The sequence below is a fragment of the Roseibium sp. MB-4 genome (genome assembly GCF_053005265.1).
On the sequence record NZ_JBRKQB010000001.1, the window covers coordinates 1,792,424 to 1,816,910 of the forward strand.

General features: G+C 51.1%; 25 protein-coding genes, 1 tRNA gene and 1 pseudogene. 7 read left to right on the plus strand and 20 right to left on the minus strand.

Annotated elements, in window-relative coordinates; translation table 11 throughout:
- Positions 1-4: 4 nt before the first annotated feature.
- The 9 genes from ACVDG4_RS08345 to ACVDG4_RS08385 all read right to left on the minus strand — a co-directional run bounded on the left by ACVDG4_RS08345 (position 5) and on the right by ACVDG4_RS08385 (position 7,493).
- The gene (locus ACVDG4_RS08345) at positions 5-1,372 is read right to left on the minus strand and encodes a tetratricopeptide repeat protein (RefSeq protein WP_447234704.1); all 1,368 of its coding nucleotides are present in this window, start codon (positions 1,370-1,372) and stop codon (positions 5-7) included.
- A 198-nt stretch (positions 1,373-1,570) separates the two neighbouring features.
- Positions 1,571-3,178, minus strand: a complete 1,608-nt coding sequence (locus tag ACVDG4_RS08350; RefSeq protein ID WP_447234705.1) for a bifunctional metallophosphatase/5'-nucleotidase — start codon at positions 3,176-3,178, stop codon at positions 1,571-1,573.
- 278 nt (positions 3,179-3,456) lie between these two features.
- Entirely contained in the window at positions 3,457-3,711 is a 255-nt protein-coding gene (gene yacG / locus ACVDG4_RS08355; protein WP_447234706.1) for a DNA gyrase inhibitor YacG, read from the minus strand.
- Positions 3,711-4,337, minus strand: a complete 627-nt coding sequence (locus ACVDG4_RS08360; protein ID WP_447234707.1) for a Maf-like protein — start codon at positions 4,335-4,337, stop codon at positions 3,711-3,713. Before ACVDG4_RS08360 ends, yacG begins: the two co-directional genes overlap by 1 nt.
- A 41-nt stretch (positions 4,338-4,378) precedes the next feature.
- Positions 4,379-4,597, minus strand: a complete 219-nt coding sequence (infA, locus tag ACVDG4_RS08365; RefSeq protein WP_006939340.1) for a translation initiation factor IF-1 — start codon at positions 4,595-4,597, stop codon at positions 4,379-4,381.
- A 117-nt stretch (positions 4,598-4,714) separates the two neighbouring features.
- Positions 4,715-5,167 (minus strand): arsenate reductase ArsC, encoded by a 453-nt coding sequence (locus ACVDG4_RS08370; protein WP_447234708.1) that lies wholly within the window; start codon positions 5,165-5,167, stop codon positions 4,715-4,717.
- Positions 5,168-5,172: 5 nt separating this feature from the next.
- Positions 5,173-5,676 carry a UPF0262 family protein gene (locus tag ACVDG4_RS08375; RefSeq protein WP_133953037.1) on the minus strand — a complete coding sequence of 168 codons (504 nt, stop codon included), beginning with the start codon at positions 5,674-5,676 and terminating at the stop codon, positions 5,173-5,175.
- Between the two features lie 30 nt (positions 5,677-5,706).
- Positions 5,707-7,002 carry a histidinol dehydrogenase gene (gene hisD / locus ACVDG4_RS08380; protein ID WP_447234709.1) on the minus strand — a complete coding sequence of 432 codons (1,296 nt, stop codon included), beginning with the start codon at positions 7,000-7,002 and terminating at the stop codon, positions 5,707-5,709.
- Between the two features lie 50 nt (positions 7,003-7,052).
- Positions 7,053-7,493, minus strand: a complete 441-nt coding sequence (locus ACVDG4_RS08385) for a DUF2948 family protein (RefSeq protein WP_447234710.1) — start codon at positions 7,491-7,493, stop codon at positions 7,053-7,055.
- A 260-nt stretch (positions 7,494-7,753) separates the two neighbouring features.
- Between ACVDG4_RS08385 and ACVDG4_RS08390 the strand changes: the two genes are divergently transcribed.
- A complete protein-coding gene (locus tag ACVDG4_RS08390; protein WP_447234711.1) occupies positions 7,754-8,233 on the plus strand; it encodes a DUF3124 domain-containing protein in 480 nt (159 codons plus the stop codon).
- Between the two features lie 12 nt (positions 8,234-8,245).
- Here the strand turns inward: ACVDG4_RS08390 and murA are convergent, their stop codons facing one another.
- Together murA and ACVDG4_RS08400 are read right to left on the minus strand one after the other, a co-directional pair.
- Positions 8,246-9,535 carry a UDP-N-acetylglucosamine 1-carboxyvinyltransferase gene (gene murA, locus ACVDG4_RS08395; protein WP_447234712.1) on the minus strand — a complete coding sequence of 430 codons (1,290 nt, stop codon included), beginning with the start codon at positions 9,533-9,535 and terminating at the stop codon, positions 8,246-8,248.
- Between the two features lie 150 nt (positions 9,536-9,685).
- Positions 9,686-9,865, minus strand: a complete 180-nt coding sequence (locus ACVDG4_RS08400; RefSeq protein WP_447234713.1) for a hypothetical protein — start codon at positions 9,863-9,865, stop codon at positions 9,686-9,688.
- Positions 9,866-10,259: 394 nt separating this feature from the next.
- On the opposite strand from ACVDG4_RS08400, the gene ACVDG4_RS08405 reads away from it, so the two are divergent.
- Positions 10,260-10,334, plus strand: a tRNA-Thr gene (locus ACVDG4_RS08405).
- Between the two features lie 490 nt (positions 10,335-10,824).
- Here ACVDG4_RS08405 and ACVDG4_RS08410 read toward each other — a convergent pair.
- The 3 genes and pseudogenes from ACVDG4_RS08410 to ACVDG4_RS08420 all read right to left on the minus strand — a co-directional run.
- Positions 10,825-11,853, minus strand: a pseudogene (locus ACVDG4_RS08410) (recombinase family protein); the annotation flags it as partial.
- Positions 11,854-11,857: 4 nt separating this feature from the next.
- Positions 11,858-12,214 (minus strand): hypothetical protein, encoded by a 357-nt coding sequence (locus ACVDG4_RS08415; protein WP_447234714.1) that lies wholly within the window; start codon positions 12,212-12,214, stop codon positions 11,858-11,860.
- A gap of 137 nt (positions 12,215-12,351) precedes the next feature.
- Positions 12,352-12,855, minus strand: coding sequence for a hypothetical protein (locus ACVDG4_RS08420; protein ID WP_447234715.1), 504 nt, complete (start codon positions 12,853-12,855; stop codon positions 12,352-12,354).
- Positions 12,856-12,917: 62 nt separating this feature from the next.
- On the opposite strand from ACVDG4_RS08420, the gene ACVDG4_RS08425 reads away from it, so the two are divergent.
- Positions 12,918-13,172, plus strand: coding sequence for a hypothetical protein (locus ACVDG4_RS08425; RefSeq protein ID WP_447234716.1), 255 nt, complete (start codon positions 12,918-12,920; stop codon positions 13,170-13,172).
- Positions 13,173-13,180: 8 nt separating this feature from the next.
- On the opposite strand, the gene ACVDG4_RS08430 is transcribed toward ACVDG4_RS08425, so the two are convergent.
- From ACVDG4_RS08430 to ACVDG4_RS08455, 6 genes are read right to left on the minus strand one after another with little or no spacing between them, the layout of a single operon-like run.
- Positions 13,181-13,441, minus strand: coding sequence for a hypothetical protein (locus tag ACVDG4_RS08430; protein WP_447234717.1), 261 nt, complete (start codon positions 13,439-13,441; stop codon positions 13,181-13,183).
- Positions 13,438-14,805: a type IV secretory system conjugative DNA transfer family protein gene (locus ACVDG4_RS08435; RefSeq protein ID WP_447234718.1), complete on the minus strand. Its 1,368-nt coding sequence runs from the start codon at positions 14,803-14,805 to the stop codon at positions 13,438-13,440. The genes ACVDG4_RS08430 and ACVDG4_RS08435 overlap by 4 nt, the downstream gene beginning before the upstream one ends.
- Complete coding sequence (locus ACVDG4_RS08440) at positions 14,805-15,107, minus strand: hypothetical protein (protein WP_447234719.1); 303 nt, start codon at positions 15,105-15,107, stop codon at positions 14,805-14,807. Before ACVDG4_RS08440 ends, ACVDG4_RS08435 begins: the two co-directional genes overlap by 1 nt.
- Entirely contained in the window at positions 15,097-15,471 is a 375-nt protein-coding gene (locus ACVDG4_RS08445) for a hypothetical protein (RefSeq protein ID WP_447234720.1), read from the minus strand. Before ACVDG4_RS08445 ends, ACVDG4_RS08440 begins: the two co-directional genes overlap by 11 nt.
- A 4-nt stretch (positions 15,472-15,475) precedes the next feature.
- Positions 15,476-16,003 (minus strand): hypothetical protein, encoded by a 528-nt coding sequence (locus ACVDG4_RS08450; protein ID WP_447234721.1) that lies wholly within the window; start codon positions 16,001-16,003, stop codon positions 15,476-15,478.
- A 15-nt stretch (positions 16,004-16,018) separates the two neighbouring features.
- Positions 16,019-17,275: a hypothetical protein gene (locus tag ACVDG4_RS08455; protein WP_447234722.1), complete on the minus strand. Its 1,257-nt coding sequence runs from the start codon at positions 17,273-17,275 to the stop codon at positions 16,019-16,021.
- Positions 17,276-17,371: 96 nt separating this feature from the next.
- On the opposite strand from ACVDG4_RS08455, the gene ACVDG4_RS08460 reads away from it, so the two are divergent.
- The 4 genes from ACVDG4_RS08460 (at position 17,372) to ACVDG4_RS08475 (ending at position 24,458) form a co-directional block, all read left to right on the plus strand.
- The gene (locus ACVDG4_RS08460; RefSeq protein WP_447234723.1) at positions 17,372-18,259 is read left to right on the plus strand and encodes a hypothetical protein; all 888 of its coding nucleotides are present in this window, start codon (positions 17,372-17,374) and stop codon (positions 18,257-18,259) included.
- Between the two features lie 2 nt (positions 18,260-18,261).
- Entirely contained in the window at positions 18,262-18,660 is a 399-nt protein-coding gene (locus ACVDG4_RS08465; protein WP_447234724.1) for an ankyrin repeat domain-containing protein, read from the plus strand.
- A gap of 178 nt (positions 18,661-18,838) precedes the next feature.
- Positions 18,839-19,243 (plus strand): lipoprotein, encoded by a 405-nt coding sequence (locus ACVDG4_RS08470; RefSeq protein WP_447234725.1) that lies wholly within the window; start codon positions 18,839-18,841, stop codon positions 19,241-19,243.
- A gap of 16 nt (positions 19,244-19,259) precedes the next feature.
- Complete coding sequence (locus tag ACVDG4_RS08475; protein WP_447234726.1) at positions 19,260-24,458, plus strand: type I secretion C-terminal target domain-containing protein; 5,199 nt, start codon at positions 19,260-19,262, stop codon at positions 24,456-24,458.
- The last annotated feature ends 29 nt before the right edge of the window (positions 24,459-24,487 follow it).

Below are 24,487 nucleotides of genomic sequence, written 5' to 3' on the forward strand. Positions count from 1 at the left end.
CCTGTCAGAATGCTTTTCGCAACGAAAACATTGCGGAGACGTTTGAGTAACTGCTGAGGTCATAGTTGGAGTTTTGCCTCCGGACCTCGCCGACGAGCCCCGCCGACACGTTGTATTTAAGCGGAACATTCAGCGCCGCGCGCAGCCATCCCTCATGGTCCCGCTGTTTGACGGCGGCATTCACCAACGGGTCCGGTTCGTCATAGGCGCGGTAAATATACCCTACTTCCAGATCAATCGACCATAGATGCGGCAGTTGTTTGACCGGGGATGCGAACTGGTAGGTTGCCCCCACCCCGCCTCCTGCTTCCCAGCTTTGTTGTGACTTGATGCGGGTTTCCTCAAAATCCGCGAGCGCAAGGACCCGCATCTGCAAGCCCTTGGTCAACTGGCGGGAAATCTTGGAGGCAAACTGCACGAAATATCCGTTACGGTCGGACACCGTCGGGTACTCGGACGTGTCGTTGAACCAGCGCTGGCGCCATTCCAGCTTCGCATTGATTTCCGTTTGAATGTCCGGCCGGGCGACCAGCCGGGTTCCAACGCCGAGCGCGCCATTGTAATTCGCATGGTTCAGCCGGACACCGGAAGCAACGCCGTAAATGCCAAGTTGCACATCATCAAAGTTGAAGCGCGCCATGTTGAAGGAGGGACCGAGAGTAATTTCTGCAAGACCAGTGTCGAGCCGCACCTGATCGGCAAATCGCGCGGCATAAAACACCACATCAGTTTCGATGAGGTCTCCTTGGGTTCCAAGATCATAGGACCCGTAGGCGCGACCAGCGACAAACGCATTGATATCAGCCTGACCCGTTGCGGTATCGTCGAGGATAAAGTCCCTGCCGTTCAAGGTGACGCGGCGCCCGCCAGGGGCGGCATTGGCATTAGACTGGTAGCGGGCACCAATGATGACGTCCGCGCGAAACTGTGTTGGCTGCTGTTTCGACGCGATTGCGGACAGATATGTTTCGACCCGCTGCCGGACTTCTTCCGGCACATTCGGGGTTTCCAGCGTCGACTGAAAATAGTAGCGCGCCGTTTCAAACGACCCCAGCCGGTAATAGAGGACACCCAGTTCCAGCTTCACGCGTGGCAGGTCCGGCGCAAATATGAGCATGCGTTCAAAGGTGGAGATCGCAGCCTCGTAGTCGCCGACCATTACCGAGACCGTGGCATATTCGAAGGCAATGTCGAGGTCCGCCGGGCGCTCAAGCATCTTTGCCAGAAGCACGGTTTGCCGCGCCAGCAATGCATCTGCAGACATTTCCGGCTGGCTGCTACCGTCCGCTTCCTGAGCCTCAGCAACGGCAGAGGAAAACAGAAGACCGGCCATTATCACCAGACAAAGTATCGTATCAGACGTCAAACGCATGCCTGGGAACCACGTTCTGGTTTTCCATCACCGATTTCAAATTCTTAACAGTACGTTACCACACGTATATGAGTCCGGACCACAAGTCCAATTAACCTGTTGAACGCAGCGGCACCTCACTCCCCAAATTTTACAACAAAAACGCCGGCCCTGAGTTTCCTCAGAACCGGCGCGAAAAGTGTCTCAGATCGTTTGACTTTACTTCACAGTGATGCGGTCATCCGTATAGGCGTTGTAGCTTTTCTGCTCTCCGAGGTAAGCGGCCACCACATCCGCAAGATCGGGACCGAAATCGTAAGCATTCATGCCGTTGGTTTCGAAAATCGCATACCCATCGCCGCCGCCGCGCATGTAGTTGTTCGACACGACGCCATAGACCTTTTCCGGATCAATCGACACAAAGGCACCATTTTCGAGCACCATGACGTCTGAGATACGCTTACCCGCCGGTTGCGATTTGTCGATCGTGTATTTCAGGCCTGCAACCTGGGCAAACCGGCCTGCGCCCTCTTCAATCTGACTGGCTCCGTTTTCAAGAGCCGACACCACGTCCGCACCTTTGAGTTGGAAGGTTGCCAGCGTGTTCTGGAACGGCAAAACCGTCAGGACCTCGCCCATGGTGACTTCACCGGCGTCAATCGATGCGCGCAAACCACCGCCATTCTGGATTGCGATTTGAACACCCTGATCCTTGACGCGGTCCAGCATAGCCTCGGTCACGAGAACGCCCATTTCGCAGACCTCAGCCCGGCAGACGCTGCGCTCACCACCGATCGCCGCGGTCGCTTCAGCCACAACTTCATTGCGGATTTCATCGAGCGGCTGCGCCAGCTCTTCTATGCGCGCAATAAACTCTGCATCGGGTTCCACAGACGCATCAAGGAGGATCGGCTCCCCTTCAGCCTTGATCACGTTGCCATCATCGTCCCAGGTCACAACAAGGTCGCCCAGGAATTTGCTATAGGCATAGGCCTGAACAATAGGCACATCCTGACCGTCCGGGTTCTTGACCATCACCGGATAAGGACCAGAAGCCCTGTCCTGCGTGTTGGACAGCAATGTGTGCGAGTGCCCACCGACAATAACGTCGATGCCTGGAACAGCTGCGGCGATTTTCGCATCCATCGACAAGCCTTCATGGGTCAGCGCGATGATCTTGTTGACCCCGGCAGCTTCCAGCTCTGCGACCTGGGCTTTCAGGGATTCAATTGAGTTTAGAAACTTAACGCCGGCGCCTGGCGAAGAGGTTTCTGCCGTATCTTCGGCAAGGCTCGAGACGAAGCCGATTTTCTCGCCGCCGCGCTCCAGTACCAAAGTGCCCGGAATACGCCCCTTGAGCAGCGGTTCGTTTTCAAGGTCAAGATTGCCGGAGATTACGGGGAACTCGACCTTGTCAAGGAATGCGGCAAGCGCCGACGGGCCATCATCAAATTCATGGTTGCCGACCGCCATAACATCATAGCCGATACCGTTCATGAAATCGGCCGCTGCTGCTCCTTTGTACGTCGTATAGAAGAGCGAGCCTTGGAACTGATCGCCTGCGTCAACAACGAAGAAGTTCTTGCCTTCGTCTGACAACGCATCGCGCCGCTCATCCACCTTGGACTTAATGCGGGCGACGCCCCCAAAGCACTTTCCCTCAGCTTCGGATTCAGCATCACAGGTGGAATCGTACTTGTTGATCGATTCAATGCGTGAATGAACATCATTGGTGTGAAGGATGGTCAGGGAATAATCGGCGAATGCCGCAGTCGACAATGCGGTCGTCAGCGACAGCACCGCGGCGCTCAGAAGATGGTTTTTCATTTGATACTCGCCCTTGGATAGATTGTTCTTGAGGTCAGGCTTTTTGCCGGACCTTCACCTGCCGTGCCTTCCCAGGATGAGCATTCGTACTTGCCCACTCAGCAATGAGCAGACGCCGGAGCGCTTTCCCGAGAGCCGGATCGCCGGTGTCTGGAAATCTTGGTGCAGTTTTATGACAGGAGCAATAGAGGACGTAACGGAATGTGAAAAAAATTTTGCCAGATAAATATTTTTGCAGATTAGGCCGCTGAGTATAGTGACCTCAGCGAAACTCAGCCTTAGCCCCGCTCCGGAAACTCCTCGTCGTCCAGATCATCGGTTTCCACGACCGGGATGGAATACCCTTCGGAGAACCACCGGTTCAGATCAATCCTGGCGCAGCGATCAGAGCAGAACGGGTAATCTTCCGGAGTGGATAGCTTTGAGCAGATCGGGCACGGACGCATCCGTCGCTGCGGTTTATTGCCGTTTTCTTCAGTCAATGTGGTCCCCTCCTGAAGCGCATCCATCGTCGACGAAACGTCGCCCAGCACTACGCTCCTGCAGTCATCCAGTTTGCATGGACAGGGTAGCCTGCTGCTTGCAAAAGATTCACGGTCTCCGCCAGCGGCAATCCAACAACCGCCGGGTAGGACCCGACAAGCTTGACCACGAAGCTGCCTGCAAGCCCCTGGATCGCGTACCCGCCTGCTTTGCCGCGCCATTCTCCTGAGGAAATGTAGTCATCCATGTCCTGGCGGGACAACCGTTTGAACCGGACACGCGTTTCGACAAGCTTCGTCCGTATTTTACCGTTCGGCTCTGCCACGGCCACGCCGGTAAAAACACGATGCCCCCTGCCGGACAGCAGAGACAGGCACATGACGGCCTGATCGGTGAGTTCCGCCTTGGGCAAGATCCGCCGTCCGACACCGACCACCGTATCTGCGGCAAGCACAACGCCGCCTTTCATGGCATCGGTGTTCTTGGCGACCTCAAGCACAGCTTCAGCTTTGGCCCGCGCAAGACGCAAGGCCAACGCCCGCGGCGTTTCGAACTTCTTCGGGGTCTCATCGATATCGGCGGGCAGCAGATGATCCGGTTCCAGCCCGACCTGCTGCAGCAGTGCAAGGCGGCGCGGCGAGGCCGACGCCAGGATCAACTGAGGGGCATTCGTCATCGATGCACGTGCTTTCCTGCCGGCGCAAGGCGACCTGCCGCTTACTTGAAGCGGTAGGTAATCCGACCCTTGGTCAAGTCATAGGGGGTCATTTCGACAAGAACCTTGTCGCCTGCCAGAACGCGGATACGGTTCTTACGCATACGTCCAGCCGTATGTGCGATGATCTCATGATCGTTTTCAAGTTTTACGCGGAACGTCGCGTTCGGCAACAGTTCTGTCACGACGCCCGGGAACTCCAGAGCTTCTTCTTTGGCCATTTGATATCCTGATTATGGCGGGCCTTGCCCGCAGGTGCCGCGGAACCTAGCCGATTAGGCTTAGAATGTGAACCATTCTTTCGCATCGGTCCCAAAGCGATGTTTTACACCGCTTTATCATCCGCTCGGCGGAGGTGTCCAGTTCAACCGTTTCTTGATCCGCATCATCAGCATGTCCCGCACTGCACGGTATTCATTGAGGATCTGCTCCCGCGAACCGGTTGCCAAAGTCGGATCCATGGTGGGCCAATATTCGACATCAACTGCATCGGTCCGGGTCAGATCGAGAGCCCAGTGGTGCGCCTCTGGAGCGAGCGTCACAATGAGATCAAAGCCACTGTCTTCGAGCTCGAGATAGCTCTTGGGGCGGTGTGCACTCATGTCGACGCCGATCTCCGCCATCACTGCATCCACAAAAGGATCGAGTTTACCGGCACGCACCCCGGCCGACTTTACATAGATCTGTCCAGGGAACAGCTTTTGTGTCAACGCTTCGGCCATGGGGGAGCGCACGGAATTCATTCCGCACGCAAACAATACCGCAGTCGGACGCAGGTCCGGCCCGGCCACAGACCTTAGCCCTTCCAGTGCAAGGCGTAGACGAGGGTGAACAACCGCCGGGCGGTTGCCATATCCACCTCGATTTTTCCCTGAAGACGCTCCATCAGGATCGTGGAGCCTTCATTGTGCACGCCTCGACGGCCCATATCGATAGCCTCGATCTGGCTGGGAGTCGCGTGGCGGATCGCCTCATAATAGCTCTCGCAGATGAGATCGTAGTCCTTGACGATCTTTCGCAAGGGGGTGAGTGAGAGAACGTGGGTGACCACCGGCTGGTCGTCTTCGGTCTGGATCTGGAAGACGAGCTTTTTCTCAATGACCGACAGGTTCAGAACGAATTTCGCAACTGGATGTCCGACCGGCTGAAAACAGTTTTCCTCGATCAAATCGTAGATAGCGACCGCGCGGTCATGCTCCACTTCCGGTGTGGAGCGGGCAATCGAGGCTTCGTCCAGCACCACGTCCACCAAACGGCCGCCCGCTGTTTCCGCAGAACTTTCCGATTGTGCATCGCTCATGCTGTCAAAGCCTTTCTCAGAACACCCTGCCTACATGTTCAGTCTGATGGAAACAGACCGCGCATGCGCCGACAAGCCCTCCGCTTCACCTAGAGCGATAGCGGCAGGACCAAGCGCACGCAAGTTTTCTGCGTTGCACTTGAGGATTGACGTGCGTTTGACGAACTCCAGCACCGACAAACCAGAGGAAAACCGGGCCGATCTTGCTGTTGGCAACACGTGATTGGACCCGCCTACATAATCACCGATCGCTTCCGGCGTATGATGGCCCATGAACACGGCGCCCGCATTACGGACCTTTTCCAAAAGCTGCTCCGGGTCTTCAACGGCAAGTTCCAGGTGCTCCGGCGCCAAGCGATTCGCGAGCGGCATCGCGTTGTCGAGTCTGTCGACCAGGATGATCGCGCCAAAATCCTGCCAGCTGGCACGGGCCACCTCTTCGCGCGGCAATGTCTTCAGCTGACGCTCAACCGCACCCGCAACCTGATCGGCAAGTTCTGCGTCGTCGGTGATCAAAATGGATTGGGCGACCGGATCATGCTCTGCCTGGGCCAGCAAATCGGCAGCAATCCAGTCCGGGTTGCTGTCCTTGTCGGCAATCACCAGAACTTCGGAGGGGCCGGCGATCATGTCGATGCCAACCGTGCCGAAAACACGGCGCTTGGCTGCGGCGACAAAGGCATTGCCTGGACCGACAATCTTGGCAACCGGCTGGATGGTCTCCGTGCCGAAGGCCAGGGCTGCCACGGCCTGCGCGCCGCCGATGCGGTAGATCTCGGAAACCCCAGCGATCTTGGCTGCTGCAAGAACAAGCGGGTTGAGCACATCATCCGGGCTCGGAACGACCATGACAATGCGCTCAACACCAGCCACCTTGGCCGGAACGACATTCATCAAGACCGAACTTGGGTAACTTGCCAATCCACCGGGCACATACACCCCAACTGCCTCGACCGCCGTCCAGCGGGAGCCAAGCTCAACCCCGATCGGATCGGTGTAGCGATCATCTGCCGGGAGCTGACGTTTGTGGTGCGAAAAAATCCTGTCATGCGCCAACTGCAGAGCGTCCAGCGTTTCTGCCGGCACGTCAGCAACCGCCGCGTCGATCTGCACTTGCGTGACCCTGAGGTCCGTCATTTTAGCGGCATTCAGGCGGTCGAATTTCGCGGTGTATTCCAGAACGGCCTGATCGCCGTGCTTTCGAACATCTTCAAGAATATCCCGGACGATCTGATCGACATCTTCCGACGCTTCCCGCTTGCCGGCCAAAAGTTCGGCGAAACGGGCTTCAAAATCAGCGCTGGTATTCGTGAGGCGTTGGACCACGCAACTCTCCATCTCGATTGGCGCTCAAAGCGCCAGCAAATCTTGTTTGTTCAGGTAAGGTCGTGCTGCGGCAGGTTTGGTGTCGACCAGGCAGCCCCCAGATCAGACAATTGGGCCTCGATGCACTCTACGTCCAGTTGGATGCTGGATCCTCCGGAAAAGGCGAGCTCAATCTGACCGGCCGGCGCGTCTTCTGCCTGCTTAAACGTAACCGCCAGCAATTCCAGTACAACGTCCTTGGCGTCCTGCTGAATTTTCTGGGATTTCATGCCTGTGACACGCGAGACCGCAAATGCAGACCGGCGGCGCTCATGTTCCTTGCTTCGCTTGTCGGCCTTCTTGTCCCAGACGAACCGGTTCATGACGAACACGGCCCTTTTTTCCTTTGGCAGATACCGGATATCCGCAATGGTGATCACGGCGTCCTGAACATGGGCGGAAAGAACCTGCAGGTCTTCCTCATCCAAAGCGGCAAGTTTCAATTGATCCATGGTGCTCAAACAAGTGTCCGTTTGTCGTGGTGTCGCGGCACTCATGTAGGGTTCTCCGCGCCAACTCCAAGGCTGATGACCTAGCTGGGATTTTTTAGAATGGCAACAAAGGAACAGTCGTTTCAGTCAGGGACAGACGGGAATTGGCCGTTGAAATGCTCGAACGAGCATTTCAGATGGAACCAGCGCACAAGATCAGCTCTTCTCATTCTTGACCATTCCTGCAAAAGTTTCCGAAGACAGATAGGAACAGTTGCACCATGCGCTTCAGCACAAGACTTTTTGCCCTCGCATTGATGCTAAACGCATCACCGGCGCCCACAGCTTTGGCCGATGATCTGACAAAAGCCTTTGCTGAGACGATTTATGTGCCGGCCTACTCCAGGATTTTTTCCTTTCCGGACCGGTCAGAGCTCCTGGCCGCAACACTGACCGTTCACAATGTCGATCCGCAGACCCCGCTAACCGTTACAAAAGTCGATTACCACGGTGAGGACGGCAAGCTGCTGAAAAGCATCCTGGATGCACCGCTGCGCTTGGAACCGCTGGGCTCTGCCAGTTTCCTCGTGCCCAGCAACGACACCACCGGCGGCGTCGGCGCGAATTTCCTCGTGGAATGGTCGGCAGACCAAGGCGCCTTAAGCCCCTTGACCGAAGCGGTCATGGTGACCGGACCCGGCACTCCCGGCCCATCTTTCACCTCCCGCGGGCGCGTCATCAGCCGCACAGCGGCTAAGTAGTGGTGAAACGAATTACCCGGAAATCCGCTGGATCTGGGCGCCGCAGCGGGTGAGCTTGTCTTCCAGGCGCTCAAAGCCGCGGTCGAGGTGATAGACCCGGCTGACGGTGGTTTCGCCTTCTGCCGCCAGTCCGGCAATCACAAGCGACACGGACGCGCGAAGGTCCGTTGCCATCACCGGCGCGCCGCGCAGGGTGGAGACGCCTTCAACTGTGGCCGTGCGGCCATCGATCGCGATCTGAGCGCCAAGACGAGCCAACTCCTGAACGTGCATGAAACGGTTTTCGAAAATCGTTTCGGTGATCCGGCTCTTGCCGCCGGCCTTGGTCATCAGCGCCATGAACTGCGCCTGCAAATCCGTCGGGAATCCCGGGAACGGCTCTGTGGTGACATCGGCCGGCTGAATGCCGTTGCCGTTGCGATAGACCTTCAGACCTTCACCAGTCGCGGTGATTTCAGCACCGGTCTGGCGAAGCGTATCCAAAGCACTTTCCAAAAGGTCGGTCCGCGCGCCCTGCAGCAGAACATCACCGCCCGTCATGGCAACAGCCATGGCATAAGTGCCGGTTTCGATCCGGTCCGGGACGACGGCATGGTGCGCGCCATGCAGGCGCGGGACGCCCTGAATGCGGATGGTCGAGGTCCCCTCGCCTTCGATCTTTGCGCCCATCGCCTTCAGGCAACGGGCCAAATCAACCACTTCCGGTTCGCGGGCGGCATTGACGATTTCGGTTTCACCTTTCGCCAAGGTCGCTGCCATCATGATGGTGTGGGTTGCGCCGACAGACACACGCGGGAATTCGACCCGGCCGCCGGTCAAACCGCCCGGTGCCTTCACAACGACATAACCGCCTTCGATTTCAATATCCGCACCGAGAGCCTCAAGGCCCTGGATAAAGAAGTCCACGGGACGGGTGCCGATCGCACAGCCGCCCGGCAGCGAGACGCGGGCTTCGTGCATCCGGGCAACCAACGGGCCAACCACCCAGAAGCTGGCGCGCATCTTGGACACAAGCTCATAGGGCGCCGTCGTGTCCACGATCTCACGGGCTGTCAGGTTCAGGGTCTGGCCAGCCAGATCGTCCTGACCGGTGCGCTTGCCGTTGACCGAATAATCAACGCCGTGATTGGAGAGGATCTGCATCAGCTGGGCAACGTCGCGCAAGCGCGGCACGTTCGACAGCGTCAGGGTTTCGTCGGTCAAAAGGGCCGCAATCATCAAAGGCAGGGCGGCGTTCTTGGCGCCAGAAATCGGAATGATGCCGTTCAGCTCCGCGCCGCCGGTGACTTTAATGCTGTCCATGTCTTTCCCCGAACCCAAGCCGCAAAGCCGCGGCGTTCCCAAGAATTCTTATCTAAGAGGTGCGATCTACACGCAACTTATGGCCCTTGCAAGGCAGGCCATTGGCGCAGTCTCGCCGATGGCGCAAGCTCTTGCTAAGGATCGGCAGGTTTAATCCGCCTTGGATTTGCGCGCAGCTGATTTCCGCCGCCGCAAGTTTGCGCGCAGGGCTTCGGCAAGCCGGTCCTCGCGGCTTTGAGGTAGCGTCTTTGCACCGCCTGGTTTTGAAGCTGCGCTGGCCCCGGTTTCCTGTTTCGCAACATCCTGGCTTGGCTTGTCTTTTTCACTCATGGCTTGGCTTGTGCATTAAAAGAGGATCGCAACCTATCAAGGGTCCGCACGCCAGGTCAAAGGCATTGGGATCAGCCGCCCTTCAAGGGCTTTATACAAAGGACATCTATCCTGACTTGTTCCCACAGGAAAGGAACTCTTGCCTGAAATATCCACAGCCCCGCAACCAAGGAAATCTGAACGGATCGGCGGCATTGCCGATGAAAACCAAACAGTGGATCCTCCGCTCTTCCAGATAGACTGAAAAAAATCGCAAACGGCGCTTGCGTCCCCGGACCGCTTATGGCAAAAGCCCCCTCATTCCGGGCGGCCACGCTGCTCGGGGCCAGCACTTACGTCCCAAAACACTTGTTTTGCCGACGCTGGGTTGACCAGAAACTGGTCCCCAAACGATGCTGCCGTAGCTCAGGGGTAGAGCACTCCCTTGGTAAGGGAGAGGTCGAGAGTTCAAATCTCTCCGGCAGCACCATCGTTTCTTTCCTCGCAGAAATATCACCTAAGACCTTGAATGGTAAGGACGTTTTTGGTGTTCCATACCCCTCATTTCGGGTGTAAGAAATTTTGTCTGCAAATCCCAGTCTAAGCACCAATCTTTTGAGCTTAAAATTGCCAGAAGCCCAGATATTATAAGGGTTTGCGAGAAACTTCATGGAGAGTTCCATGAATTGCTCGTAGGTGCCTTTTTTAGGCTCCCCATTTTGGAGTTTTTCAGCCAGAACCAGCTTGTTTTTCTCAAGCTGGGTAATCTTATCCTCGTACGCTCTGATCACCGTGGGGTTGGATGCCTCCATGATGCGTTCAAGCAAACTCTCTGTTTGCTTGTTGACGCTGTGAATTTCTTTTTTGAGGGCAAGCTTGTTCTCTTGAAGCTGTTCACTGCGCATATCCCATGCGTGCTTAAACATGGCGCGAGCAAGCACAATTAGATTCTTAGAAGGCTGGAGCGAGCGCACGACCTCCTCAAACTCCCCTTCGATTTTAGCGCGGGGGATCGACTTGCCGTAGCTACCACACTTCTTATTGTCGCAGCGATAGTACGGGTACTTTTTGTATTTGCCTTTTGACCAGACGGTTTTGAAGTTTTGTCCGCAGTTGCCGCAGGCCACAAACCCGCGCAGCGCAAAATCTTCACTGATGTCTTTGCGCGTGGGCGCGTAGCCACCTGTTTCTAAATTGTGCTGAATCTTTTGGAAGGTCTCAAACGAGATCAGCCCTTCATGCTTTCCCTTTCGAAGAGAGACATTCCATTCCTTGGCTTCGACATAGCCTGCATAGACAGCCTTATTTAAAAGCCGCGTGATGGTGTAAGGGCGCAGCTCACCATTAGGCAGGTCTTTAGGATATTCAGCGTGACGCTCTAAGAAGCGCTTTAATTCTGTCTGGGTGGCAAAGCGGCCAGAGGCAAAGCCTTCCAGTCCTTCTTGCAGGATGGAAGCTATGGGCTCATCACGCACCAGCACTTTGCCGCCTTGTGAGGATTTGACGTACTTGTATCCGACCGGAGCGCGGAACACCCAAAAACCCTGCTCAACACGCGCGGTCATTTTCTGCATAACCTGGCGGCGGTTTTGTGTGCGCTCTAACTCCCCTTGCGCGGCAAGCACGGTTTCAATGAATTTGCCTTCCGGCGTATTTTCAAAATTGAAGTTCAGGCATTCACGGCGGGCATTGCGCGCCATCATCTCTCGGCGCAATTTCAAATGAAACTCGGCATCACGGGCATAGCGTTTGAGATCATCAAAGATCACAACATAATCATGCTGCGGAAAGGCATCGAGATAGGCAAGAAGCGCGACCATGCCGGGGCGCTTCATAAAATCCCCGCCACCTGAAACATCATCAGGAAACACAGCTTCCACTTCATAGCCGCGCTCATTGGCAAACTCACGGCAGCGATATTCCTGAGAATGCAGCCCGCTCGTATCAGCGGTTTGCTTCTTGGAAGAGACACGGCAATAGATGACAGCCTTTTGTGTTTTCTCACTCATATAACTACCCCTCCACCTGGAGCGCTGAGGCGCTTTCAGGTTTGCCGCTTCTTACTGCGTCAAATTTGTTTTTGAATGATGGGTAAGAGTTTAACTGATCGCTGAGCAGATAGGCATTCAAATCAACTACAAACTCATCGGGCTCTGTGAGCTTTTGCAGGTCGTGAATTCCAAACCCAAGATCGACAAAGCTGGAGATGATACTCCAGAGGGTTTGCAGGAATTCCTCTTCCTGCGCTTTGCTTAAATTGGCTTCTTCTAGGTAGGGTCTGAACTGCTCTAAATCGCAAATCAATGTGCGCTTGGCAGGCAGCGCTGCACTAGTGGTTTGTGGTGGTTGTGTAGGGCCTTTCTGTTTCATCTCTATGCTCCGCTTTCTTTTGTTTTTTACCGCATATGTCCTCCTTCCCTTTAACTAGAACATAAGAGGAACATAGTAGGTAATTATTCCTATTTTTGCAAGGAATAACTCATTCAATCTTCAAGTGATTTTGGCGTTTAGACGAGATCCCGCGAGAGGGCTGGCTTTGGCGTAGATCGGCGGCGCTCCATACCGCTACGCCGATCTACCGCCTGCGCAAAATCCTGTTTCATTTTCTCGCGCATCAGCTCCCGCTTATCGATACGGGTTAGGAAGGCATCTTTGCTGTCACGCTCTTGTTCATTGAGGGCCTCAAGGTGGGCGCGATGTTGCTGACGGACGATTTTCTGTGCCTGCCCCTGAATGGCAGAGCGGCTAAATTTATCCTGTCCAAACCAGCGATGTTTGAAATCGCGTTTTTTCTCTCCCGCCTTATCGATCAGATATTTCTCAGTACGTCGAACGCGTTCACCATATTCATCGCGGTAGGCGTTCTTTTCTTGCTGGCGTTTTTTCTCAAACGTCTCAGTTATTTCCTGAAAGGCTTTCCACTCATTGCCGCGTAGGTGTTTCTTGGCGACATGGTTTAAAGCAGCGTTTTCAAACTCGTTTCTCAATGTCTTGGTGATACTGGAAGTCATGCTGATAGCCCTTTCCAGTTTGTTTTTTGCATCCCAAAAACTCGCCGTGATATTTTCAAGGCATGAAAGAATTCAAATACATAGATGATATTGTGAGTTGGCTTGAGCCAATGGATTACCGAGGTTATTGGGCGGCGATTGCACCCTTTAACATTGAGCCTCAACCCAGAGATCATTGCGATCAGCAAATCAGAGATGGTGAAGTGGATGAAGCCACCGTTCTTGATGTGCTTAAAACCCTCACCCGTATCGAGCTGACGCAAATCTATGATCTTGAATGGAAGCCCAGCACGCCCTGGGTTCGCCTTGTTGAATAACGAAAACATCAGCGCGCCTCCGTTTTCTTGAACAGACGCACGACCCAGCCGCAGCTTCCCTGATGTGCTCGCACAGTGAACGCGCCGTAAGGGCCGATAAAATGGCACTCGGTCTTATGGCGCTGATCAAAATAAACAGCGCTGTTCGGCCCCACCCACCGATAAGACCAGAGCATGTGCGGCAGACCGTAAAGGGCATAAATGCCCCAAACAGCGGCAGGGATAATCAGCCAAGTAAAATAGCTCAGGCGAATGAGACGTGGTTTCATGATACGCCTCCTGAAGCAGGCAATTTAAAACGCGGATCAGGCGCGAGCGTTCCACCTTCCAAAGGATTGGGTGCAAGCTCATGGCAAAATGGCGCTAGTTGGTTTTGCGCAACTTTTTGGCAGTGAATAAAGCAAACACCTTTCACCCAGATGATTTGCTCATCAGGCGGCAAACCCATCAGCATATCGGGCGACCAAAGACGCTCTTTTTGTACGGCATAATTGCCAGAGAACTCGACCTTATCCGATGCCGTACCAAGGCTAGAGGTTACACTGAGCGTTTCCCCAATAGCTTTCGAAACACGCTCAGCCTCATCATAGGAAGAAAACCCGAACCACTGACGAATGACGCAGTTTTCTAAAATGGTTTGGGCTTCAAGCTTCCCGTACTTGCGCTCAATTTCGGAATAAGACTGCGCAATGATCAAACAGTTTGCGCCGTAGCCGCGCATGGTGGTGAGCTGGGAGACAAGCGCGCGCAAGGGCGCATTTGTAAACTCATCCAATATGAAGGTAACAGGGCCGTGCGCGCCTGTTAGCACCACCTCCATGAAGCTTTGCAAATGCAGCGCATAGTGAATGCCCAGCCGCTCCATATGGCGTACAGGCCCAGACAGAAACACGATGTAGTTTTCACGGATGAGATCTTCATGGGTGAGATCAGCGTCAACGCCCGCTATGTGTAGATGCGAGCTGGAAGAATAAATCCGCATCGCTTTCAGAGCTGCGCTTCGATGCATCTGAAAATGCTCATGCTCATACATACCCAGCACATGAGCAGCTAAAGCGCCCAGATATTCATCCCCCTCATCGGCATGAAGGCTGGCTGCCTGCATGAGCATTTCTGTGTGCGCCAGCATCGACCACACCGCACCGGGTGTGCAGTAGCCGCGCTGTAGAAGTGCCGCGATAGCAAACTCAATTAGTGTTCTCGGCTCATCCCGAAAATACTGATTTTTTGCATCATCACGCGGCTCAGGAATGGCCGCCTGACAAGCCGTATCAATGGAGAAGATCAGCTCACCGGGCGCGCTTTCAAACGCTGAAACCAACGCGCCAAACGGATTGAGATTGCAGGCCAGATTTGGTTCAAGCCTATGAATCCCAAAATCATCAATGACAGCAACTTTACGCCCATGAAGCGCGCAAAGGCTGGCCGCTTGGGCAGCAATTTCGCCTTCCTTACTGTCAGTAACGATTATGGCGCGTTTTTTTTCAGCGATGAGTGATAACAGCCACGGCATCGCCCCGCAGATCGTTTTTCCTTCTCCCGATGCGCTCAGCAAAAGCGCATGGGAATGTTTGGGCGCAAATATCAACTTCCCATCATCACAGCCCAGAATGCGTTTGACGTTCTTAGCCATCAGCGCATCCCCGCATTCTTAAGCTTATCGCTTCCCGCCATTTGAGCAGAGCGTTGCGTGCGGCCTTGCGCCTTGTATTCAGCGACAACCTTGTCCCGGCGATAAGCCCCATACATCTCGCGCAAGGCGGCGGCGAAACTTAAAACTGCCGCCATCCACATGATGATAGAGAGAAAACCCCAGCCAAGATTGACGAAGCGATCCGGCCAGCTTATCCAGCCCAAAAATGCGCAAACGAGGCTATGGAGCTGGAGCATATTAATGCGCCAGATTTTACGAGCGCCTGTTTGTTCAGGAGGCATGATGACCTCCTGAATTTTTAAGCGCGCTCACAATCTCGCGGCGGATGGTTTGCAGCCTTTTATGATCACCCCAAATGGCAGAGGCTAATTCACTGCCGCGTAAATCGCGTGAGAGCAAAGTGAGCTGCCCGATCTTTAGCCCGCCCCAAACAAGTGCTGCGCTGATTGCGATCAGGGTGAGCACTTCGTGCCAATACAAAAGATCAATGAAGGCAACGCCGTACCCTGTCAGCGAACACGAAAACAACATGCCACTTGCCATGTAAGGACGGCGCACGCTTACCGTTGTTAAGTGGCTCAGGAGATAGCTATCGCGGTGGGTGACAACAGCCCCATCAATCACATCAACAGATCCAATGATCATGATCTCATCCTTTCCGCTGGCAGTGAGGGGAATGAAGCGCACGGGTAAGCTCTGAAGACAGGCGGGAGACTTCCGGCGGAGAGATGAGGCGCATGGAGCCTGCATAGCTGGCCCATGAGATTTTATTGCTGGCAACAAGGGTGGCTGCGCAGTCACAGCGCGAGGCACTTTGAGACGCCGCCTGCGATAAGCGTTGTTCTTCAGCCTCGCGGCGATAAGCCTCTTGCTGGCGCATTATCCCTGTAAAGGGTGCACCAAAATCTGGATTGCCATGCTGTTCACAAACCCTGCGCAGGTCTGGAGAAAACACCCCCAGCAAAGAGTTACAATCCAGACGCGGAACAACGCGGCTAGGGCTTTTACGCGCAGAGATTTCTGCGTTCAGATTTGCTCTACACATTTGGCTCCAGCCAATCCTTTTAATGGAACGATCAGCCACCAAGGGGCCTGTGATTATCAGCGAGACACCTGCATAGATCGCAATGCTCAAAACCAAAGCGCCGCTGATGGGAAGGTTTGAAAAATCATTCATTGGTGTGACCTCTCCTTACTCAGCCGCAGGGCGAATGCGCGGGCGACCACGCGGACGGCGGCCATTCAGTTTGGAAGGATCGACGACATTTCCCTCTAAGGCTTCATCAGCTTCTCGCAGATCAAGATTGCGGCCTTTTTCGTCATCCTCTTCTGTCAGCTTGGACGGAGTAATGCCGTCCAGGCGGCAATAGAGAGTGAAATAGGTGTAGAGCCAGATCGTGATTGGAAACACGAGTTCCAACACCGCAATAATCGCGGCAATTGGGAGGAAATGCCCGATGAAGCCAAAGGTTTGCGTTACGCCCGTTTTCGCAGGAAATACAGGTGCAATGAGATCCTTCGCTTCAAGGCTTTCGATCACTTCCGCCAGTGCATTACCATGGGCACGAAACACACCATTGAGGTTTTGCGTCGCCACCGGGCGGCCTGCAATCTCAACACCTTCTTGAAGCTCGTTTGCATATGCTTCCAACAAGGAAATAGGCAATGCTTCTTTAAGCATGTTCAGCGCCCGCCTGATTTTTCCGACGATTTGACGAAGAGATTTACGGCGCTGCTTTAGCGAAAGGTCTGAGTTTTCTAGCGTCGTGTCATACTCAGACATAAGCTTGGTAATTTGAGAACTTGCTAGGGTGCGCACAGCTTGCCCAGACTCAAATTCTGCGAGAATGCCCTCAGCGCGCGCTGTTTTATTCTCCAGCATTTTGGTGACCGTCCCACGGCCACCATTGCCTCTAAGCGAAATACAAGAATTAGCTAGTTCGCAGGCTGTCTTTTGCTGTAAATCGGATACGACAGCCTTGAGCGCCGGACCGGTGCGACCGGCTCTGCTCGCTAGCTCATCTTGTGCATCAATGAATTCCGAAAGCTCCGTACCGAACCGCGAAAGACGCAGTTCATCGACCTTAGAAATCGTCAGCCCTGAATAAGTCGAAGCAAAAAGGCCTGCCCCAACCGCTAGAATGGATAACGTGCTAACGGCCTTGGCACCTGGAAAATTAATCGCAGAAAGGGGCGCGCCTTTTTCAATTGCAAGCTTACCAACTGCATAAGCAACACAAGTCCCGCTCGCCGCTATCACTAGCGCCTTTACGGCATCAATAGCCGTTTCAACATCGACGAGATGATAGGTCGCAGCGCCAAGCATGGCACCTGACATCGCTGTGGTGACCAGCAACATTTGATTGGCAAAGGGTGACTTTGGTTTGTCTTCAAACCGGGTTAATTCCGGCATATCCTTGCCGGGTAGTTTATGAGTGTTTTCGGTCATCTAAAGCCCTCCAGCTAAATAGGAAGTGCTGCGAAATGCAGCCGCTTTAGTTGAGACCATTGCGCGTTCTAGGAGATGCAAAAGGATGCAAAAAGATTGAGCGTGACTATTGAACAAGCCAATCAGCCAAGATCATTCGCGAATTTTGAAAAAGATCAAGCTCTCAAAATACTAGTCGATTACTCCCTTGCTACCGGACGAAAATGGCAAGCTATCCGTTCTGAAATTCTTAGCGTCACAGAAACTGAAACCACAGATTACGCACCGTTACTCACCCGTCAGGATTTAGAGAGCTGGGCTGCGCGCAAAAGTTCGCTTGGTGATGCTAAGTTTAAGATTGTGTTTGAATTTCTTACTCATCCCGACACGCTTGCACGGGATGAATTTGCAAAGGCAAACAATCTAACAACGCTCGGTACAGTTGGACGGATCGGTTCAGCATTTGAAGAGTTCTTCTCACCATTCCATCAACTGCTAAAAACCGAAGCCTCTGAAACAGATCGATCAACGTTTTTTACTATGCTTAAACTCGTAGAGGGTTGTTGGTCTGGCAAGCGGCACGAGCAGCGTTGGCACCTTGTGACCACGCACTTTCCAAATTCTGGATTTTTTGTGTGCCATTATTTCCGCTACAATGAAGCCTCTTGGCAAGAGACAGGTGATTGGAATCTGGAACGCTATAGCGGAATTCTAACCATTGGAACTGAGCTACGCCTGTACGTAAAACAAGTGTTGAATGAAGATGTTCAAGATATGCGGATGGTTCTAGGCGGCAGTGATGAAGATGAGCAAGCGAAACGGATCTGGCTAGTATTCAGCTCACTGCTTGCCACGCGTTTCAATAACTTTTTATCCGAAGAAGATGAAGAAAAGCGGTTCTTAATAATGGCAAGAACACACCCTGAAACCGGGCGAATATCAATGGAGTTAAATGAAGATAAAATAACAAATGAATTTGTCGACAACTTCCGATGGAATGTTTAAAGATGAATGAAGATAATAAAAACAAAAACCAAGAAATGGATAATATTGAAGAATTACTTCAAGATGACAGCGCGGTAGATATTGTATTAGGAGCGCTTCAGAATGATATTGATCAAGCGAGGCAAGCGTTAGAAACCGACGCGAACGCTATTCATCAGACCGACCAACAGGGCCTTACAGCCCTGCATATTGCTGCCGCCAAAGGTAACCTAACAATGGTACAATTTCTGCTTGATCGGCCAGGTGTGAATTTAAGTCTTAAAGACAACTTTAATCGTGATCCGCTTGATGTAGCTATACTGTCTGGTAATCAGAAAGTAATTGATGCGCTATTTCGGCGTGTACAAGGCCTAGATTCCGATGGAAACAAACCATCAGGCCCAGCTGTTAAGCCAGTCTAATATCCCAAGATAATTTGAATTTCTTTGCTTATCCTCAATATCGAAGATAGCTCTCTTACGTGCATTTCAGCGCATTCTATAAATACAACACAAACAAATATTTTAAACAATCTATATTAATACTTATACACGTGCTTTTGTATGTAGGTATTTTCTTAATTTATTTATGAAGGCAGAAATGAAGCGAATATTACTAATTACACTTACAGCACTTGTGGTTACGGCCTGCAATCCATTCAAAGTAACGGATCCAAAGCATCCAGATTTTGATGTCAGCAAATTTAAATTTGAAGACTACAAAAATGCTGTTGAATTGCAAAAAGCAATAAACAAAATTTTCCCCAAGGGGGCCGTCAAAAATGATGTTGATGCTATTTTGGTAGAAAAATTAGGTAGCTCTACCTCTGCAAAAAATCCCGATGAGGGCTGGCAGTTATATTACTATACCAATTTTTGGAACTATATAGGGCGGTTTCTTTCTCCTGGATCAACAAACTTCGGATCCTTTAAAATTTATATTTATTACGATGAAGAAGATGCTGTCGAAAAAATTTGCGTAAATTCTGTAGATTGTAAAATCTAGTAAGTGAGAACACATTATGACGAAGATTTATATTGGAACATCTGCGAATTTGTATGGGACAGTTTATGATCATTTGTTTTTGGTGAAAGCGCCAAACGATGATTTGACCACACAAACCTATACTCACAAACTAATTGAGGCTGGCCCAAGTCTTATTCAAGTAGGGCCAATTGCTGTGACTGATAAGTTGGTAGTAGTTAACGATGCTTCTTATACCTTTGAAGGCAATGCACTAGATAAAAACGGCGATGGAGATTTAAACGACCCAGGCGACTTGCAACCCGCTGATAAAGGTTTGATCTCAGTAGATACCAGTAGTATCGATGAAGATGTTTTTTGGGACAATGCTGTTGAGTATGTAAGCAATCTTGGCCCCCAAGACAACACTATGAGTATTGATACCGGCTATTTGTATGGCGTTGGCCTGCATGGCCCAAATAGTAATTCAGTAATAATATCTGTCCTAGCAACTCAAGGCATCAATATCGCAGATAATTTGCCAACTGGTACATACGTCGGTGACACGAGTCTAGCTGGTTATCAACATCTACTGGATAGTAATCAAGATGTAATAATGACTGTTTTCTCTGGGCAGCCGGAAAGGCTGACTTTCCACGATAAATCTGGAAATGACTTTATCATCGTGCAGGATGGGGCTCTTCTAGATATTACAAAAGATGAAGACACATCTTCATGGAATAATATTGTTATGGATGGTCGATCTAATCTGAATGGCCTCTATCTAGCAAAAGCCGGGAACGATCTGGAAATTAGGGGAACACCTGTAAATATATTGAGTGATATTGTTGATATCGAAGATCATTTTGATCCCGCAGGCGGCTTTAACTCAAAATATTTATTTATTACTTCCGGCTCTGTAACACACTCAAATATTGATCTTGCAAACAATACTGTTTCAGGTGTGACAATACATCGCCAGATAGATACCAGACTGTTAGGCGATGTCGAGTGGGATGCAATAACTGGAAGCGTCGCTCTCTCAGATGTGTTTACGGTGAATGACGAAAACCCGAATGTAACCGGGAATAGTGGCGACGAATTCATAATCGGAAATAGCCAAAACAATATTTTGATTGGTGGAGACGGATCAGACCAGTTTTTTGGTGGGGCTGGTATCGACACCGTTGATTATAGCACCGACAGCTCCAGCATTACTGCCGATTTAACGGCGTTATCTGTTATCGATGGTTTTGGTAAAACTGACACGTTAGAAAACATCGAAAATATAATTGGCACGAACTTTGATGATGATTTTGTTATTAATAGCCTAGTGAATGAGGTTGATGGCGGAACAGGTCACGACATTGTTTCGATTAAAGATACGTTTTTTAATAGCCCTACTTATACTTCTGATACCTCAGCAATAAATATACTTTGGAAGGACGACGGATCGTTCTTGCTTGATACCGGAACTTCGCTCAAGAATGTTGAGGAGTTTAATACTTCCAACGGCGCGCAGCTGATCTTTTCTGCTGAAACAATGGGAAACAACTATAGTTCCATTATCCCCACTGGTATTCATAATAACGATCACATATTGGACTACTCCACTTACAATAGTGGAGGTATCACTATTGATATAGCAAATAAGACCGTGAGTAGTGGTGGTCTAACAGATCAATATAATAATCAATTTGGCATTGTTGTCGGAACAAATGCTGGCGATACAATCAGCCATAATTCTACAGTAGATTCCGGTGGGCTATGGGATTTCTATTCTGGAACAGGTGATGATGATATTTACAACTGGAACGGCGCTTATCACTATTCTGGTGGGAATGACAATTTCTATCAAAATGTAATGGGTATCCACCAAACACAAACAAATATTATTGTGCCTGAGACTATATCCTCTAACGATATTACAGTTTCTTTTTCTCAAAATCAGTTGCTTGTAAATTACACACCAACAACACAAGTTTACTCATATGATGTAGTTTATACGATTGGAAGTTTGGGTACGATTACATTCAATGACGTTGTTATCACTCACAATCACCAAGACGTCGGTGATGGCCTTAAATGGTACTACAATGTTGGAGATGGGAGTGCTTCTTTAAATAATCAATACCTTACAAATTTGCCTACATTTAATAAGGAAATTTTAGGGTCTACCGTAGGTGTCGTGGAATCTGTTTATGGTGGCCTCTTATCTGATTTGCCCTCACCTTCACTTGTGACGAGTAACAATTCTTATATTGCTAAGTCTTTTTATGGCTCTCAGGCAGATGAGGTTATCGATATTTCCTCTGCTGGTAATAATGACTTCGAAGATGGTCTATATCTTTATGGTGGTGACGATGACGTCACGGGCAGTGATTATGCGGAGAGTATTTACCTAGGAAATGGGAATGATACCTCCACTGGAGGCGCAGGCAATGATGCAATTTATGGCGGTTTCGGTGATGACAGTCTGCTTGATGGCGGTGAAGGCGACGATATCGTCTCTGGCGGCGCAGGTGATGATGTTCTCGTTTATAATCTAACGAATGGCGGAACAGATTATTACTATGGTGGTTCTGGAACAGACACACTGCGAATAGTTTCTGATCAATCTTTGGGTGCAAGCTCAATGACACGTGAAGAAAAGCGGACACTTGCCGAACAACTTGGAGAATTCACTCTATACACCCAAGAACTTTCAGATCCATCTGTTAGCGCGGGAAATGGCTATAAATTTGATTTCGGATTACACGCTTCTGACTTCGAAAATATTGAGTTTGTCGTAGATAATACTCCAGATAATACAGACAATTTTATTTTTGGCACACTATTGGGATCTGTCGTAGATCTAATCAACCTCGGTGCTGGGAATGACTTGGCTTTTGGCTATGGCGGTAATGATACCCTAAATGGTGAAGATGGAGATGACTTCCTCAACGGAGGTTTAGGTAGTGATATCCTCAATGGAGGCCTTGGCACTGATACCGCTGATTACTCTGACGAAAGCACCCAGCAAAAAATTGATCTTGTCGCGGGCACAGCAGAAAACAACTTAGGTGATGTAGATACTTTAACGAGTATCGAAAACATCATTGGGTCTGATCATGCTGATGAGATTTCAGGAGATGCCATTGCCAACGATCTACAGGGCGGTAAAGGCAATGATATCCTGTCTGGCGGCGCAGGAGTCGATGTAATCTCTGGGGGAGAAGGCAATGATATTATTCGTCATTATCTCGCCAGTAACTTGTCTAACGCAGATAACTACTATGCAGGAACAGGGCGTGACACTCTAGAAATACATTTCGATACCGAAGCACAATATCAATTGTTCGCAGCCGAGCTAGAGTCATATAAAACTTATCTCCGAGCAAATTCGGACATCACTACTGATAATTTATTGGTCACAACAAGTACTGGGATCGTTCTCTCCGATTTTGAGCGTGTAGATTCATTTGTTGGCGGTGTATTACACAAAGCAAACGAAGACATTGATGGCACGTCTTCTGCCGATACTATTTACGGCGTTCTAGATAGTACAAATGAGATTTTCAATGCGCTGGACGGGGACGACACTGTCTATGCCCGATCTGGACATGATACTCTAAATGGCGGTGACGGTTTTGACGTTCTGTATGGGATGGATGGTGATGACACCCTGAATGGAGATGCCGGAAACGACTTTCTTGCAGGTGGTGACGGAGACGACCACCTAAATGGCGGCATTGGCCATGATACCTTGGAGGGCGGACTTGGCGTTGATATTGCTTATGCGGGTGAAGGAAATGATCGTCTTGTCGGTGATGAAGGCGACGATACTTTATACGGCGAGACTGGCAGCGATAGGCTGATAGGCGGTGTTGGTAATGACACGCTTGACGGCGGCGATGGCCTAGATGTTGCCGATTATTCTGCAGCTGCGAATGCCGTGCATGTAAATCTTTACAATGGTGTGGCTTCTGATGATGGTGATGGCGGTTCAGATACCCTTATCAGCATTGAAGATGTTACTGGCTCAGCCGGAAACGACACATTGACTGGTGACACGGGGGACAATGTTCTTCGCGGTGAGGATGGAGATGATTTCATCTACGGCTATGACGGCAATGACACGCTTTATGGCGGAGCAGGTAATGATGAATTGCGCGGTCAAAATGGCACCGATACCTACTACGCGGGTGATGGTAATGATCTGATTTATAGCGACCAGGGTGATACCGCCTTTGGTGAAGCTGGGGATGATGTTTTTCGTGGTTATGGCGGCACTGGCCTGTTCGACGGCGGCGATGGCACAGACCGTGTTTGGTGGCGTGATTACATGCATGCTGGGAATGTTGGGCTTACCGTCGATCTTGCAGCAGGCACGGCCACTGATGGCGATAACAATGTTGCGACATTAGTAAGCATCGAAAACATTACAGGATCTTCTTACAACGACATCCTTCATGGTGATAACAACATCAACATCATTCGTGGCGGCGGAAACTATAACGGCCTAACGGACGGTGATGACACCATCTACGGCTATGGAGGCAACGACAAACTCTATGGCGATGCTGGTATAGACACGATCTATGGCGGCGACGGTGATGACACCATTTCAGGAAACGATGGTGACGATGTTCTTCATGGTGGCGATGGGGTTGATTACATCACTGGTGATGCAGGGGATGACACCATTTACGCAGGCGGTGGGAATGATGAAATCTACGCTGGTGCGGGTATAGACACGGTCTATGGTGGCGACGGTAATGACATCCTGCGCGGTGAAGAAGATGCCGACATCCTCTTTGGTGATGATGGTGCTGATTATCTGTACGGTTATGGAGACAATGACAACCTAACTGGCGGCGCGGGCATTGACCGTATGTATGGCGGTGACGGCGATGACACGCTTACATTTGATCAAGACAGTGACCGCATGTGGGGTGGCAACGGCGCTGATGATTTCATTGCCGAAGAGGGCTCACTTCTAAATCATGAGATGTCTTACATCTATGATTTCCTAGAAAGCGAAGACCAGGTTGATATTTCCGCTTTGCTAGTGGGATATAATTCCTCAATTCATAACCTTAGCGACTTTGTGAATGTTGCGCAGGGGTATAACACCACTATTCAAGTGGACCGTGATGGTACTGCTGGTACTCATGGTTGGGACAACGTTGTCAGACTGCAAGGCAACACAACGATTAGTACAGATGTAAGCCTGCTGGTTGACACAGTTAACAATGACGGTGTGCTGATTATTTAAATATCGGCGCACTGCAAGCTGTGTTTTGT

Bases quoted from the DNA above. Each gene is read 5' to 3' on its own strand.
- ACVDG4_RS08345 (WP_447234704.1), bottom strand. From the start codon at position 1,372: ATGCGTTTGACGTCTGATACGATACTTTGTCTGGTGATAATGGCCGGT.
- ACVDG4_RS08350 (WP_447234705.1), bottom strand. From the start codon at position 3,178: ATGAAAAACCATCTTCTGAGCGCCGCGGTGCTGTCGCTGACGACCGCA.
- ACVDG4_RS08360 (WP_447234707.1), bottom strand. From the start codon at position 4,337: ATGACGAATGCCCCTCAGTTGATCCTGGCGTCGGCCTCGCCGCGCCGC.
- infA (WP_006939340.1), bottom strand. From the start codon at position 4,597: ATGGCCAAAGAAGAAGCTCTGGAGTTCCCGGGCGTCGTGACAGAACTG.
- ACVDG4_RS08375 (WP_133953037.1), bottom strand. From the start codon at position 5,676: ATGAGCGATGCACAATCGGAAAGTTCTGCGGAAACAGCGGGCGGCCGT.
- ACVDG4_RS08385 (WP_447234710.1), bottom strand. From the start codon at position 7,493: ATGGATCAATTGAAACTTGCCGCTTTGGATGAGGAAGACCTGCAGGTT.
- ACVDG4_RS08390 (WP_447234711.1), top strand. From the start codon at position 7,754: ATGCGCTTCAGCACAAGACTTTTTGCCCTCGCATTGATGCTAAACGCA.
- murA (WP_447234712.1), bottom strand. From the start codon at position 9,535: ATGGACAGCATTAAAGTCACCGGCGGCGCGGAGCTGAACGGCATCATT.
- ACVDG4_RS08400 (WP_447234713.1), bottom strand. From the start codon at position 9,865: ATGAGTGAAAAAGACAAGCCAAGCCAGGATGTTGCGAAACAGGAAACC.
- ACVDG4_RS08415 (WP_447234714.1), bottom strand. From the start codon at position 12,214: ATGAAACAGAAAGGCCCTACACAACCACCACAAACCACTAGTGCAGCG.
- ACVDG4_RS08420 (WP_447234715.1), bottom strand. From the start codon at position 12,855: ATGACTTCCAGTATCACCAAGACATTGAGAAACGAGTTTGAAAACGCT.
- ACVDG4_RS08425 (WP_447234716.1), top strand. From the start codon at position 12,918: ATGAAAGAATTCAAATACATAGATGATATTGTGAGTTGGCTTGAGCCA.
- ACVDG4_RS08430 (WP_447234717.1), bottom strand. From the start codon at position 13,441: ATGAAACCACGTCTCATTCGCCTGAGCTATTTTACTTGGCTGATTATC.
- ACVDG4_RS08435 (WP_447234718.1), bottom strand. From the start codon at position 14,805: ATGGCTAAGAACGTCAAACGCATTCTGGGCTGTGATGATGGGAAGTTG.
- ACVDG4_RS08440 (WP_447234719.1), bottom strand. From the start codon at position 15,107: ATGCCTCCTGAACAAACAGGCGCTCGTAAAATCTGGCGCATTAATATG.
- ACVDG4_RS08445 (WP_447234720.1), bottom strand. From the start codon at position 15,471: ATGATCATTGGATCTGTTGATGTGATTGATGGGGCTGTTGTCACCCAC.
- ACVDG4_RS08450 (WP_447234721.1), bottom strand. From the start codon at position 16,003: ATGAATGATTTTTCAAACCTTCCCATCAGCGGCGCTTTGGTTTTGAGC.
- ACVDG4_RS08455 (WP_447234722.1), bottom strand. From the start codon at position 17,275: ATGACCGAAAACACTCATAAACTACCCGGCAAGGATATGCCGGAATTA.
- ACVDG4_RS08465 (WP_447234724.1), top strand. From the start codon at position 18,262: ATGAATGAAGATAATAAAAACAAAAACCAAGAAATGGATAATATTGAA.
- ACVDG4_RS08470 (WP_447234725.1), top strand. From the start codon at position 18,839: ATGAAGCGAATATTACTAATTACACTTACAGCACTTGTGGTTACGGCC.
- ACVDG4_RS08475 (WP_447234726.1), top strand. From the start codon at position 19,260: ATGACGAAGATTTATATTGGAACATCTGCGAATTTGTATGGGACAGTT.